Origin of the sequence: Ruminococcus sp. RTP21204st1_B2_RTP21204_210225 (genome assembly GCF_040914135.1) — a bacterium.
Lineage (GTDB): Bacteria > Bacillota > Clostridia > Oscillospirales > Ruminococcaceae > Hominimerdicola > Hominimerdicola aceti.
Genome location: NZ_JBCPGA010000003.1, coordinates 112331 through 125748 on the forward strand (window position 1 = coordinate 112331; position 13418 = coordinate 125748).

Below are 13418 nucleotides of genomic sequence, written 5' to 3' on the forward strand. Positions count from 1 at the left end.
AAGAGGTGACAATTTTGACAGCAAGTATTTGCTATGTGGAAAAGCACTTTTCAAAGGGTGTTTATATCATGCAGAGCCTTTTTGGTGCAGTGACAATGCTCCTGCTGTCATTGTCGCTTGGTATGGGCTGGCGAGCCTTTGTCCTGATAGGTGTGTGCATATTGACAGCCCTTGCAGGGGTATCAAAAAAGACTTTGCCTATACCATTTTTCACCGCACTATTGTCGGCGGTGATATTCCACAAGAAGTTTTTAACAAGCCTTGCAGGGCTTTTGAACTGCGTCTTGATCGCCCACGGTAAAAGCGCAGGAGTAGTGGAAATGCTTGTGGAAAAAAGCTCAGACCCTTGGCTTGCTCTTTGCGTGGGTGCAGTGATAGTTTCCACAGTGCAGAGCATTTTCAGCCGTCTTGACAGCAGAGTTTTTACAGTGGCAATGCTTGCGCTGTTTTTGTGCGCAGGTATCTTTATTGATATCCCTCTGTACTATGCCACTGCAGAAGTTGCGTTAGGTATCCTTGCATTGACGTTTTCCGGCAGCATAAAAGGCGATTTGAAGCCCTTTGTGCTTATACTTACAGCATTTTGCGCAGTGCTTATAGCCTGCCTGACAGGGCTTTTTGATAAGCTTTCCAACTTTGCATTTGCCGATCGCTTTAATACGAAAAGTGAGTATGAGATCATAATGGAGCACCCACAGCCATTGTATCTTCTGGAGAGCCGTTTTGAGAAAGAAACTAACGGCGTGTGGGGGGAGCTTAGCGGTGAGGAGAAATATGCCTACTCAGACGAGTTCTATTGGCTTGATAAGCTTGATTTTTCCCCTGCTTTTCAGACTTCTTCCCTTGACAATGCCCTTGGTATATCCGACAGCGGCAATGTTACAGTAAACATCAAAAATGGCGGAAAGCCCCTTTATACCTATGGTATGACCGCCGCAGAGAACGCTTTTTCCGACCCAAAGATAATAGGCGGAAGCTTTGAGAACACCAAAAGCTATTACAGGCTTGCGGTGTCGGAAGGCTATCTCACAAAGCCTTTTGGCACATTTGATACCCTGCGCACTTCTGAGCCTGCGGATTATCTTGCCGCAGAAAAGGGTTATCGTGAATATGTTTATTCCACCTGCCTTGACATATCAGCCGAGGACAAACAGCTTGCCGCAAACCATTTTGATCTGCAAGGTCCTCAGGGTAAACTGCGGTCTGATATGCTAAGCTTTTTTGTGTCAGACGCAGTGCTTGACAGGTCAAAGACCTATGGGGGCGAAAGCTCTTTTGCAGATATGCTTGAGGTAACTTGCCGTGGGGGCGAGGAGGATTTTGCTGCCGCCGCTGTGAAGATCTTCCGTGCAAAGGGCGTTCCTGCCAGGCTTTGCAGAGGATATTTTATCACATCAGATATGACCAAAGGCCTTACAGATAACTCAGCCCTGACCGTCACTTCAAAACAGCTCCACTATTGGGCGGAGTATTACAAAGACGGCATAGGTTGGCAGCCTTTCGAGGTCTGCCCCGATTATGTTGGCATGATAAAAACTGACGACAGCTCTGTAAAAGCAAAGCCCACCAACCAAGGCGGCGAAGCCCTTGCTCCCGAGGACGAGGACAAACCAAGGGAAGAGATCTTTGAGGAGAACAAGACTAAACCTGCGGAGAAAAGCTATGCGGTATATATCGTAATCGGTGCGGTAATACTTATACTCTGCCTTATTGTGGCAATAATAGCTTTGGTAAGAAAAATAAAGTTTGCCGCTCTGCCTGACAGCAAAAAGGTGGAGAAGCTGTTCTTTGCAGGCAGAAAAAAGCTTTGCGGCAGGGATTTCTCAGACCATACGCCAAGGGAGCTTTCCGAGAGCATAAAAAAGACCTTTGGCGCTGATATGGCGGAAAGTTTCGCAGAGTGCGAGAAAATATACGAAAAGGCGAGATTTTCAAGGCTCGAGATTTCCCCACAGGAAATGCATATAGTGAAAAACTTTGCAGTTTCGGCAAAGAAAGCCAAAAAGCTCAAAGTTCAGGAGGGAGCAGAAAAGTGAAAAAGGATATCGCTCTGCTCATAGTCATAATTTTGGCAGTGGCAGCGGTCATAAAGGGCGTTGATATTCAGTCCGTTGACGAGTATTACAGCCTGCACAGCGACGATACCGCAAATGCCGCTCACACTGTCACTCTGACAGTGGATTGCTCTGATATTTTGGATAATTACGATATGCTTGACAAAAATCTTCGTGACGAGTGCTATGTTCCCTCAGACGGCATTGTTATGCCTGCGGAAAAATATGTCCTCCGTGAGGGCGACACCGCCTTTGATCTGTTGGAAAAAGCTACAAGGTGTGAGAAGATACCCCTTGATTATCAAGGCTCAGAGGATAATATTTACAACACTGTGTATGTCCGTGGCATAAACAATATCTACGAGTTTTCCTGCGGTCCGTCCTCAGGGTGGACCTATACGGTAAATGGCGAAAGCCCCGATAAGGGCTGTTCACAGTATGTCCTCCATGACGGTGACAGCGTGGAGTTTTACTACGTTTGCGACTACACAAAGGAGGCGGTGAAATGAGGTTGTCAGCTTTTCACCCTTTGACCGCCCTTGTGTATTTTGCGGCTGTGCTTGCGGTGACAATGTTCTGCTTTTCACCAGCCGTTGGTATATGCTCGGCAGTGGGAGCGTTCCTGTTCTGTGCCGTAACTCAAAGCTGTAGACAGACCGCATCAGACCTTGCTTTCTACATCTTTCTTACCGCCGTTTTGACTGTCACAAATCCACTTTTTTCACATAAGGGCGTAACGCCGCTGTTTTTCGTAAACGGCAAGGCTTACACAAAGGAAGCCCTTTTTTATGGCTTGACCGCTGGATTATCCCTCACCGCTGTGATAATGTGGTGCAAAGCTCTTGGAAAGGTGCTTACAAGGGAAAAGCTCCTATACATTTTCGGCCGAAAAACGCCAAAAGCTGCCCTTGTGATAACAATGACAATGGGCTTTATCCCAAAGCTCAAAAGGCTTCACAGACAGCTTTTGGACGCTTTGAATTGCTCTGGTGCGAACATCTCCGACAGCCGTTTTGACCGCCTGAAAAAAGACTGCACAGTGTTCACAGCCCTTTGTGCAGGCACGCTTGAAAGGGGAGCGGACACAGCCGCTTCAATGAAAGCCCGTGGTTATGGTATCCAGAAACGAAGCTTTGCACATTCGTTCAAGTTTAGAGCATGGGACGGCATTTTTGTGGCGGCTTTTGCAGTTATCTTTGCATTGGTGCTGATATTTTCCGCAAGGGGCGAGCTGTCCGCCGCTTTTTACCCTGTGATAAAGCTTGAAAACAGCGTTTTTCCTGTGGGAATGTTCGCATTACTATGCGTTTTCCCGTTTATTCTTGAAGTAAAGGAGAGCATAAAATGGAAATATTGTCTTGCGAAAATGTAGCTTTCAAATATAACGAAAGCACGGACTATGCCATTTCTGACTGCACTTTTTCAGTGAAAAAAGGCGAAAAAATAATGCTCTGCGGTGCTTCGGGAAGCGGAAAATCTACTTTGCTCAGGCTCCTGAAAAGAGAGCTTTCCCCAAGGGGCGAGCTTTCCGGAAACATCACCCTTATGGGCAAGGACAGAAGCGAGCTTTCTGATAGAGAAAGTGCCGAAAAGATAGGCTTTGTAATGCAAAGTCCTGACAGCCAGACGGTATGCGACAAAGTATCGGCTGAGCTTGCTTTCGGGCTTGAAAGCTTTGGTGTGAAAAGTGGTGAGATACAAAGCCGTGTTGGTGAAATGGCGGCTTTTTTCGGTATCGAGCCGCTCTATGACAGGGATATCTCCACACTTTCGGGCGGTCAGAAACAGCTTGTCGCTCTGTGTTCCGTCATGGCCACAGACCCTGATATCCTGCTTCTTGATGAGCCTACCGCACAGCTCGACCCCGTTGCCGCAAGGGAGCTTCTTGGCATTTTAGACCGCCTTAACAAAGAAATGGGCGTGACTATCATCATTGCCGAGCATGACCCCGAGGAGCTTTTTGACTCCTGCGACAAAATTTTGTATCTCGCAAAGGGCAAAACCGAGTTTTTCGGTACGCCTGCCTTGACCGCAAAACATTTTGTGAAGAACGCTCTGGAGGGCTTTCTTCCCGAAACCGCCAAGGTGTTCGCAAGGCTTTGCGATGACCTGCCCCTCAATGTAAGACAAGGCAGGGCGAAGCTTGAAAAGCTTGGCGTGACGGATATTCCAAAGCAGGCTGTCACTGATACAGAACGTGCTGAGCCTTATGCCCTGCAGTGCAAAAATCTGTGGCAGAGATATGAAAAAAACTCCCCCGATATCCTCAAAGGCTGTGATCTTGGTATCAGAAAAGGGGAGTGCTATGGGCTTTTAGGCTCAAACGGCGGCGGAAAATCAACGCTCCTGCGTGTGATATGCGGACTTTGCAAGCCTTATATGGGCAATGTTTCACTTTTCGGAAAAAAGCAGAAAGCCTATAAAAACGGCTCGCTTTTCCGTGAAATGCTTGCATTTTTGCCCCAAGAACCTGTGACAATGTTTGTAAAAGAAAGCGTCCGTGAGGATCTTTTGCAAAGCGGTGACAAAGTCACAGTGGAAAATGTTTCTCAGCGTATGGGCATAGAACATCTCCTTGACCGCCACCCTTGGGATCTCAGCGGCGGCGAGATACAGAAATGTGCCTTTGCGAAGATACTTCTTGCCGACCCGAAAATAATAGTCCTCGACGAGTTTACAAAGGGCATGGACAGTTTCGCCAAAAAGGCTCTTGGTGATATTCTTTTGGGTCTAAAAGACGAGGGCAGGACGATACTTCTCGTGACCCATGACCTTGAATTTGCCGCACAATACTGCGACAGGTGCGGACTTCTTTTTGACGGGAAGATAGTCGCAGAGGATAATGCCGTGGAGTTTTTCTCTCACAATCGCTTTTACACCACCGCCGCCGCAAGGCTCACAAGGGGCTTTTTCAGTGGTGTAGTGACGTCAACAGCCGTAAGAGAACGGCTCGCAATGGTGAATAGAGGTCAAAATGAGCAGTAAAAAACTTGTGTCAGAGCTTATCTATCTTCTTGTCATACCCCTTGTGTGCTTTGGCGGTATAATGTTTTTCAGAGAACGCTTCTATTCTTTCGTCACCGCAGCACTTGCCATTCTTACCGTGGCAGGCTATTTTCTCCACTTTGAGAAAAAACACTCCGACAGCACACAACTTGTGATAATAGCCGCCATGACCGCATTGTCCGTTTTCGGCAGGATAGTTTTCAGCTTTCTGCCGGGCTTTAAGCCCTGCACCGCTATAGTCATTATCACCGCCCTTTATATGGGAAGAGAATCGGGCTTTATGACAGGCGCAATGACTGCCCTTATCTCAAACTTCTATTTCGGACAAGGTGCGTGGACGCCTTTTCAAATGCTGATTTGGGGTCTGACAGGATATTTTGCAGGAATGTTGGCTGATAAGCTTATAAAAAGCAAGCCACTCCTTGTGACCTTCGGCATAATCTCAGGAACGGCGTTCTCTCTCATCATGGACTTGTGGAGCTGTCTGTGGGCTGATAACGCCTTTATTCTCAGCAGATACCTTGCCCTTGTTGGCTCGTCAGCAGTTTTCACACTTATATACGCAGTCTCCAACGTGTTCTTCCTGCTGGTTTTATCAAAACCTTTTGGCAGGATATTTAAAAGGCTGGATAAAAAATATGGATTAAAAAATTAGACCGACAAAGCTTTGCCCTGTCGGTCTTTTGCTATCCTTGCGGGGCGTTCACTGTTACGTCAGGAGATTTTTTGCCCGTAAAAAGCTTTGGTATTATGCCTGCCCCGACAGGCACGATAGCCGCCGCTGACGCCGCCACAAGAAACTCTCCAAGGCTCGGAACGGCTGTGAAAAATACCTTTTGCAGAACAGGGAGCCATATGCCTGCAAACAGCGCTGCCGCTGATATGAATACAGAGAAAAGCAGGAATGGGTTTGAAAGATAAGGCACAGTGAAAAGCGTCTTATCTTCTGATTTACATTCAAACACATGGATAAGCTGACTAAGTACAAGTGTTATAAGCGCACCTGTCCTTGCAGTGACGAGAGAATGGGTGTTAGTGAGCAGAACAGTGAAGCTTGCAAGGGTGCAGATACCGATAAGAAGCCCTCTTATTACGATATGCCACATAAGTCCGCCGCTGAAAAAGCTGTCGTCCTCTTTTCTAGGGGGCTTTTTCATTACCGAGCTTTCCGCAGGCTCAAGCCCCAGCGCAATTGCAGGCAGGCTGTCTGTAACAAGGTTTACAAGAAGTATCTGCGCTGGAAGCAGTACCATTGGAAGTCCCATTATAATTCCACCGAGCATTGTTATGACCTCGCCTATGTTGCAGGAAATAATGTAGCGCACGAATTTTCTTATGTTCTGATATATGGTCCTGCCCTCCTCAACGGAGTTCACAAGGGTGGCAAAATTATCGTCAAGAAGTATCACGTCAGCCGCCTGCTTTGTGACCTCTGTGCCTGATATTCCCATTGATACACCTATGTCGGCTTCTTTTATAGCAGGTGCGTCGTTTACCCCGTCGCCTGTCATTGCACAAACGTGCCCACGGCTTTTGAATGCCTTTACTATCCTGAGTTTGTGTTCAGGTGTCACCCTTGCAAACACACGGCAGTTTTCTATTACCTCGTCAAGCTGTTTGTCGTCCATTCTGTCAAGCTCGTCGCCTGTCAAAGCGATAGAGCCTGCTTTCATAATGCCGGCTTCTTTTGCAATAGCCTGAGCGGTGAGCTTGTGGTCGCCTGTTATCATAACTGTCTTTATGCCTGCACGCTGACATTCCGCCACCGCTTTTGCGGCTTCAGCCCTGAGAGGGTCTTTCATTGCCATTAGTCCAAGAAAAGCCCATTCCCCGTCCACCTGCTGTGAAAATGCTATCACACGCAGACCTTTTGAAGCGTATTCATCGCACTTGTAAAAAGCCTGTTTTCTCATTGCTCCGCCAAATGTCAAAAGCTCGCCGCTGTCAGAAAAAACGTGGCTGCATTCTTTTATGATAACGTCAAAAGCGCCTTTCCTGAATGCCGTTGTAACCCCCTTTTCATCAGCGCATATTACCGTCATGGAGCGTGTTTCACTTTCAAATGGCAGCTCGTCAGTTCGTCTGTAACCAAGGGAGCTGACGTTTATACCTGAGTTTGCGCAGGCTATGAGTATAGCTGTTTCTGTAGGGTCGCCCTCTGCACAAAGCTCGCTTTGCCTGCCGCCCCTGTCACGCTTTTTTATCTTTTCAGGCGGGCAGAGCCTTGCGTTGTTGCAGGCTGCACCGCACAAAAGTATCCTGCCAAGGTCAGGGCTTTCCCATGCTTTGAGGGCTTTGTCATCAAAGCTTGCTCCCTCTTTTGTTACGCCGTAAGCACGGCTTTTCTCGGTGCAGGTGAAAATATCAGTGACGGTCATTTTGTTCATTGTCACAGTGCCTGTCTTGTCAGTGCAGATAACAGTGGCACAGCCAAGAGTTTCCACTGAATGAAGCCTGTGTACAAGTGCTTGACGCTTTAGCATTTTTCTGACAGCAAGGGCAAGCGCTATAGTCACAGTGGCAGGCAAGCCTTCAGGTATTGCGGCAATGGCAATGGTTATTCCTGTCATTGCCATGTTGAGAACAGGCTCGCCCCTTAGTACGCCTGCAATAAAGACTACCACGCACACTGCAAGGCAGATGACAGCAAGAGTTCTGCCAAGCTCTCCGAGTTTCTTTTGCAATGGAGTTTCAGGCTCTTTTATCTCATCAAGCATGGTTGAGACCCTGCCCATTTGGCTTCGCTCACCTGTTGCCACCGCCGTGACCTCGCCAACGCCCTTTGTTACCACCGTTCCCATGTAGACCATGTAGTCTTTGTTCAAAGCGGTAAAATCTATCTCAGATGTACGGCATTTCTTTACCGCAGGCACAGCTTCGCCAGTGAGTGCAGATTCGTCGCACGATAACGCCCTTGATGAGTTTATGTAGCCGTCGCAAGGCACTCTGTCACCTGCTTCGAGAGTGAAAACATCTCCTGCCACGACCTCCGATGCAGGAATTTTCACAAGCCTGCCATCACGGTATACCATGGCGGTGGGAGCGGTCATATTTTCAAGCTTTTCCAGAGTTTTTTCACAGCGGTATTCCTGAATAAATCCCAGCGCAGCGTTAATGATAACTATAAGCACGATAGGCACAGCGTCAGCGTATTGCCCAAGTGCTACGGATATCACCACCGACACAAGAAGTATCATCACCATAACGTCATGAAACTGTCCTGCAAAAATTTTCGCCGCAGAGGTCTTTTTCTTTTTGGCAAGGCGGTTCTCTCCGTCCGTACTGAGCCGCTTTTCAGCTTCCGCAGTTGTTAGCCCCTTTCTTGTGGTCTGGTTTTCCGTAAGCTTCTTTTCAAGTATATCCAGCACAATGTATCTTCCTTTCCGATTTTTTGGCATAGCCTTGATAACATTGTGCGAAACGTTTTGACTGCACAAGATTTTTCAGTGCTTTTGCCTTTGCTTACATCATATGCGGACAAGTCCCAAAAAAGAACCTTGCGTTGTTGCCTGAAAAATCATATTGACTTTTTTATGAAAATATGTATAATAGTATATAAGCCATGAAAATAAATATTGGCGAAAAAAATAAAGGAGGCAAATTCATGAACGATTATAATAATTTTTCTGAAAGCTATTCAAATCCACGAGTTAAAAAGCTGCGCTCTTTTGCACAGTCCACTTACGGCATGGAGGTGGCAAGCTATAAGGGCATTGCAATGAAGACCTTGTATTTTGTTGCAGTTTTCGCCGCAGGCATGGGAGCATATTTTTACATTCACAACTTCTTCGGCGGTGGTGCGCAGGCTTTTTCCACTGAGTATACTATCTTTGTCGGCGCTATTATCGCAACAGCAATAGCAGGACTTGTGGCTTCATTCGCTCCGAAAACAACGGCGGTAACAGGCTCTATCTATTCCGCAGGCATGGGATATGCCCTCACCTTTATGTCAATGATCTACGCAATGCAGTGGAAAGGCATAATAGTTGAAGCCGTTACACTGACGCTTCTCACAGTTGCAGTGCTTGCAGTTATCTATTCAAAGGGCGTTCGTGTGGGAAGCAGAATGAAAACTGCTCTTATCACCTGCCTTTGGGTTTCTATCATAGGCGGATTGCTTTTCATGCTTCTTGCATGGCTCGCACCTCATTCAGCTATCTACACTTCGATCGTTGCAATAAACAACGGCCCTATCGGTATACTTTTCGCTGTTATTGGCGTTCTTATCGCCGCAGCGCTTCTTATGTGCGATTTTGAAACTATCCAGATGACAGTTGAACAGGGGCTTCCTGCTCAGTATGAATGGTATGCAAGCTATGGTCTTATCGTAGGTGTTATTTATCTTTATCTTAAAATACTGAATCTTCTTGCAAAGATAGCAAACAACAGAAAGTAATTTATAGACTTAGCACTTTTTATCCCTCGTCGCAAGGCGGGGGATATTTTTATGCACAAAAAAGGAACTTCCGAATAAATGGAAGTCCCTTTTTGTGTGGGTATATTTAATTAATAGAAAGGCTTTTTTATCAGATATCCCATTTCCAATCTCTGATCTCAGGCATATCAAGACCATACTCAGCAATATACTGCTTGTGTTCAACAAGCTTGTCCTGCATGAGCCGGTGTGCTGTCGAGTACGCCAGCCCCTACATTTAGATAAGCTGACAAATAAGTATCACGCAGAAGCTTGCAAGGCAGGCAAATGCCGCAACTATGATAAGGCTTTTTTCCTTGAATGCAAGCACGCAGGCTGTTATAAGTCCTGCTATGGAAGCCGCAAGGTTTCCCGTTGAGAATAGTATGGACGGGAACGTCATTGCTCCAAGCACAGCATATGGCACATAGTAAAGAAAGCTTTGCACAAATCTGTTTGTTACCTTGCCCTTGAATATCACCAACGGCAGGGCACGAATAAGATAGGTCACTCCTGCCATAATGAAAAGATAAATGAAGAAATCTCTTATACTCAGCATTGACCGTCCTCCTCATTTTTCACAGGCATGAGAGCCGCCATTATCCCTGCGGAAAGAACGGTGCAGATTATTATGGAAAATCCTCCGGATACCTTATTAAGAATAGGCAGCCACTTGAAACAACAGCTAAGAAGAGCCGCAAATATCGCCGCCATTGCAATGCCCTTGTTTTTCTTTGCAGGCGGTATTATTATTGCAAGGAACATTCCGTATATTGCAATGCTAAGTGCGCTTATGACTATCTCAGGAAGTATTTTTCCTGCCGCCGCACCTATAAGAGTCCCCAGCGACCAGCCTGCTACAGGTAAAGCGATAAGCCCATACATATACTGCCTTGAAACTTCACCTATATTTCCCATTGCCATGACAAATATCTCGTCTGTCACTCCGAAGCCTACCAGCCAGCGGTGTATTCCCGACAGTGACTTGTCAGCTTTCTGCGAAAGAGATATTGACATAAGGGCATATCTCAGGTTGATTATAAACTGAGCACAAGCCATTTCTATCCAGAAACCGCCCCCCGACAGCATAATGTCAAGTCCTGCGAACTGACCTGCCGAGGTCACGTTGCAAATAGAGATAAGCACAGTTTCCCACCAGCTCAGACCACCTTTTACGCCTTGAAGTCCAAATGTAAAAGATACCGAAAGATACCCCAAAGCAATAGGTATGCCGTCTTTAAGACCTTTTTTGAAACCACTCATAAATCATTCCGCCGAAGCGGTGTTCCCCCTCAAATCAAAAATTATCTATCCTGCACTGACATGACGCCATTGTAACAAGTGCCGCCTTGTGGCTTTCTTCCGTTACTCCTGCGCAGGCGTTTGCGTCAACTATGACCTCGCATTCAGGACAAAAAGCTTTTATGAGCAGGGCATTCGATACCACGCAAATGTCTGTGCAAAGTCCGCAAAGCTCTATCTCGTCCCCTGCCTTTGTTATTTCAGCAAGGTGCTGTGCAAGCTCAGCCGAGCCGAATGTGCTTTTTTCATAGACTTCTGCGCTTCCACCGATAGCCTCAGCTACCTGAGTCTCAGGCTGCCAGCCCTCGGTGCCTTTTATGCAATGCTCCACAGGGAGCTTTTTTCCCTCAGGCGTTTCAAGATAATCCTTGAAATGCGTGTCAAGGGTCATGAATACAGTGCTGTCCTGAGCCTTGTAACTGCGTATTTTTTCACAGACAGCAGGAACGATCATTTCTGCCATTTTTGAACCAAGACTGCCCGTGACAAAATCATTCTGCATATCAACAACTATAAGATATCTCATATTCTATTTACTCCTTTCTCTCACGACGAAAACGTTTTGACAGGTAAGAACTGACATATTGTTTTATAAGTCCATAAAGTAACATTATAACTCTAAAATATGAATTTTTCAACGTGTGCATAAAATGGGCAAAAAAAATGCTGAGCAACGGTGCTCAGCAGAAAATAAAATAAAAAAAACTATGTGTAGAACAAAAGAAAGGAGACAACAAAACGGATGTTAAATCAAACAAATTATGTTCAATATCCTTAACATCAATTAAATTATAACCTCTTTTGTAGCGATAGTCAAGAAAAAGTTGCAAAGAACTTGTTAATTTTCTGAAAATTCGGGATTTTGCACAAATATTTCGTTGACATTATGCTAACAATGACATCTGCGTGAGGTCTGAACTTAAATCGACTTAAAAAAGTAAAATATCTTATCCATTTTTAGTGCCTGCGATGTTCAAATTTTAATATTTAAAACAAAAAAATAAGGTCATGACAGCAGGAAAGAGAGCCGATTTTAGAATATGCAGCAAGCAAACCCATGATAAAATGCTGCCCTCTGAAACAAGCTCCCTCTCCTGCCGTCATGACCTGCAGGGGACTACTGCTCGGTGACAAGTCTGTTGTCTTTGAAAAACAGTGAAATGCACCAGATAGCCGAAATAGCTACCAAAACGTAGATGATCCTGCTTAGTATCGCTGCAGCACCTCCGAAAAGAAATGCCACAAGGTCGAACTGGAAAATGCCCACAAGCCCCCAGTTTATGCCGCCTATTATGAGAAGCAGCAGTGCGATCCTATCTATCATGAGAAACTCCTCCTTTGATTGTTTAAGATATAGAGCAGTCCGTCTGTCAGCGGGCTGTTGATTGTAGTATTGTCATATTTTTTTGGATTATTCATTAAACGTTTGGTAAAAAACTACTAAAAAACACAGCTAAAATTCTATAAAAAAATCTGCGTTTTGTACTAGACAAAAGCGACGGGCTATGTTATAATGATTGTATGTTAATCGTTTAAGTAAAAATGTATGGTAAAGCGGGAGGCAGATCATCGCTTTGCACTATGGGGGCGTTACTTTTTTGAATAATATAGACCTTAAATTCATGTTTAAAGATACGGAATGTGTCAGAATGCAGTCGGGAAAGTATTCCTGCGTTATCGCACCAAAACTTGGTGCTTCTGTGCTGAGGCTTCGTGACGAGGAAAACGGCATAGAGGTGTTCAGATATCGTGATGACTGCACTCTCAAGACTATAAATAAGGCGAGAGAGATATGGGGACTGCCTACTCTTTTCTTGCCTAATCGCTTTGATAAGGGCATTATAAAGACCTCTGACGCAGTGTATCAAATGCCTGTAAATGAGAAAAAGCTTGATAATTTTATCCATGGCTGGGTGCATAAGAGAGAACACGAAATAGAGTGTTATTCAACACAGGATAAAAAAGCTGTGCTTGTTACTTCTTATACCTTTGACAAGAATGACGAGATGTATTCTTATTTTCCGGTGGATTTTAAAATATCCTATACGTTTACGCTTTCTGAAAACGGTCTTTTGCAGGAGATATACCTGACAAACAACAGCGACAAGGCTCTGCCTGTTTCTATATGTACTCATACCTGCCTTAATGCGCCAATGTGCGACGGCGGCAGGGAGGAATCAATGAGAATGTGCGTGCCGATAATCGAAAAGTGCGAGCTTGACAAGAGATGTCTGCCAACAGAAAAGCTTTTGCCTCTTAAAAAGAAAGACCTTGAATATAAAGAGGGTACAAAAATGCCTACTCTGAATAATATCTCAAACGATATGTATACCGCAGGCATGAACAAGCTTGACGGCAAGGATTTCCATGGCTCTTATGTTGTGGATACTGACAATGGTCATAAGGTTTGCAACGAGGTGTCAAAAGAATTTAAGTTCTGGAATATGTGGAACGATAAGGGCAATAAGGGATATTTCTGTCCTGAACCAATGACAGCTATGATAAACTCTCCTAATCTCAGCCTGCCTAACGAAGTGAGCGGATATGAGGAGATAACAAAGGGTCACACATTCAAGTGCTGGCAGAGATTCTTTACTGAATAATAGAAAAAACTATCATTATGCAGAATGAGAGTTATGTAA

The 13418-nt window shown here is 45.3% G+C and carries 13 protein-coding genes; 7 read left to right on the forward strand and 6 right to left on the reverse strand.

Translation table 11 applies throughout. From position 1 onward, the window contains the following. Nucleotides 1–14 precede the first annotated feature (14 nt). Genes AB5123_RS02180 through AB5123_RS02200 form a run of 5 tightly spaced genes read left to right on the forward strand, consistent with a single transcriptional unit; the run spans nucleotide 15 to nucleotide 5715 of the window. A complete protein-coding gene (locus AB5123_RS02180; RefSeq protein WP_337812237.1) occupies nucleotides 15–2036 on the forward strand; it encodes a transglutaminase family protein in 2022 nt (673 codons plus the stop codon). Further along, on the forward strand, nucleotides 2033–2563 hold the full coding sequence (locus AB5123_RS02185; RefSeq protein ID WP_022288170.1) for a DUF4430 domain-containing protein: 531 nt from the start codon (nucleotides 2033–2035) through the stop codon (nucleotides 2561–2563). Before AB5123_RS02180 ends, AB5123_RS02185 begins: the two co-directional genes overlap by 4 nt. Then, complete coding sequence (locus AB5123_RS02190; RefSeq protein ID WP_278642873.1) at nucleotides 2560–3426, forward strand: energy-coupling factor transporter transmembrane component T; 867 nt, start codon at nucleotides 2560–2562, stop codon at nucleotides 3424–3426. The genes AB5123_RS02185 and AB5123_RS02190 overlap by 4 nt, the downstream gene beginning before the upstream one ends. After that, the gene (locus AB5123_RS02195) at nucleotides 3399–5039 is read left to right on the forward strand and encodes an ATP-binding cassette domain-containing protein (RefSeq protein ID WP_337812238.1); all 1641 of its coding nucleotides are present in this window, start codon (nucleotides 3399–3401) and stop codon (nucleotides 5037–5039) included. Before AB5123_RS02190 ends, AB5123_RS02195 begins: the two co-directional genes overlap by 28 nt. Continuing rightward, on the forward strand, nucleotides 5029–5715 hold the full coding sequence (locus AB5123_RS02200) for an ECF transporter S component (RefSeq protein WP_368364485.1): 687 nt from the start codon (nucleotides 5029–5031) through the stop codon (nucleotides 5713–5715). The genes AB5123_RS02195 and AB5123_RS02200 overlap by 11 nt, the downstream gene beginning before the upstream one ends. Before the next feature lie 31 nt (nucleotides 5716–5746). On the opposite strand, the gene AB5123_RS02205 is transcribed toward AB5123_RS02200, so the two are convergent. Then, nucleotides 5747–8428: a cation-translocating P-type ATPase gene (locus AB5123_RS02205; protein ID WP_368364486.1), complete on the reverse strand. Its 2682-nt coding sequence runs from the start codon at nucleotides 8426–8428 to the stop codon at nucleotides 5747–5749. A gap of 236 nt (nucleotides 8429–8664) precedes the next feature. Here AB5123_RS02205 and AB5123_RS02210 point away from each other — a divergent pair, with 236 nt between their 5' ends. After that, nucleotides 8665–9456 carry a Bax inhibitor-1/YccA family protein gene (locus AB5123_RS02210; RefSeq protein ID WP_181982802.1) on the forward strand — a complete coding sequence of 264 codons (792 nt, stop codon included), beginning with the start codon at nucleotides 8665–8667 and terminating at the stop codon, nucleotides 9454–9456. Nucleotides 9457–9586: 130 nt separating this feature from the next. Here AB5123_RS02210 and AB5123_RS02215 read toward each other — a convergent pair whose 3' ends face one another. The 5 genes from AB5123_RS02215 to AB5123_RS02235 form a co-directional block, all read right to left on the reverse strand. Continuing rightward, nucleotides 9587–9703: a hypothetical protein gene (locus tag AB5123_RS02215; RefSeq protein ID WP_278642903.1), complete on the reverse strand. Its 117-nt coding sequence runs from the start codon at nucleotides 9701–9703 to the stop codon at nucleotides 9587–9589. Nucleotides 9704–9712: 9 nt separating this feature from the next. Continuing rightward, nucleotides 9713–10033, reverse strand: a complete 321-nt coding sequence (locus AB5123_RS02220) for an AzlD domain-containing protein (RefSeq protein ID WP_368364487.1) — start codon at nucleotides 10031–10033, stop codon at nucleotides 9713–9715. Continuing rightward, nucleotides 10027–10737, reverse strand: coding sequence for an AzlC family ABC transporter permease (locus AB5123_RS02225; RefSeq protein ID WP_022288163.1), 711 nt, complete (start codon nucleotides 10735–10737; stop codon nucleotides 10027–10029). The genes AB5123_RS02220 and AB5123_RS02225 overlap by 7 nt, the downstream gene beginning before the upstream one ends. Before the next feature lie 34 nt (nucleotides 10738–10771). Then, nucleotides 10772–11302, reverse strand: a complete 531-nt coding sequence (locus AB5123_RS02230; RefSeq protein ID WP_117938997.1) for a cysteine hydrolase family protein — start codon at nucleotides 11300–11302, stop codon at nucleotides 10772–10774. Nucleotides 11303–11893: 591 nt separating this feature from the next. Continuing rightward, nucleotides 11894–12100, reverse strand: coding sequence for a DUF378 domain-containing protein (locus AB5123_RS02235; RefSeq protein WP_022288161.1), 207 nt, complete (start codon nucleotides 12098–12100; stop codon nucleotides 11894–11896). Between the two features lie 274 nt (nucleotides 12101–12374). On the opposite strand from AB5123_RS02235, the gene AB5123_RS02240 reads away from it, so the two are divergent. Next, nucleotides 12375–13379: an aldose 1-epimerase gene (locus tag AB5123_RS02240; protein ID WP_368364488.1), complete on the forward strand. Its 1005-nt coding sequence runs from the start codon at nucleotides 12375–12377 to the stop codon at nucleotides 13377–13379. The last annotated feature ends 39 nt before the right edge of the window (nucleotides 13380–13418 follow it).

Coding starts and splice junctions, on each gene's coding strand:
- AB5123_RS02190 (WP_278642873.1), top strand. CDS start 2,560: ATGAGGTTGTCAGCTTTTCACCCTTTGACCGCCCTTGTGTATTTTGCG.
- AB5123_RS02195 (WP_337812238.1), top strand. CDS start 3,399: ATGGAAATATTGTCTTGCGAAAATGTAGCTTTCAAATATAACGAAAGC.
- AB5123_RS02200 (WP_368364485.1), top strand. CDS start 5,029: ATGAGCAGTAAAAAACTTGTGTCAGAGCTTATCTATCTTCTTGTCATA.
- AB5123_RS02210 (WP_181982802.1), top strand. CDS start 8,665: ATGAACGATTATAATAATTTTTCTGAAAGCTATTCAAATCCACGAGTT.
- AB5123_RS02220 (WP_368364487.1), bottom strand. CDS start 10,033: ATGCTGAGTATAAGAGATTTCTTCATTTATCTTTTCATTATGGCAGGA.
- AB5123_RS02225 (WP_022288163.1), bottom strand. CDS start 10,737: ATGAGTGGTTTCAAAAAAGGTCTTAAAGACGGCATACCTATTGCTTTG.
- AB5123_RS02230 (WP_117938997.1), bottom strand. CDS start 11,302: ATGAGATATCTTATAGTTGTTGATATGCAGAATGATTTTGTCACGGGC.
- AB5123_RS02235 (WP_022288161.1), bottom strand. CDS start 12,100: ATGATAGATAGGATCGCACTGCTGCTTCTCATAATAGGCGGCATAAAC.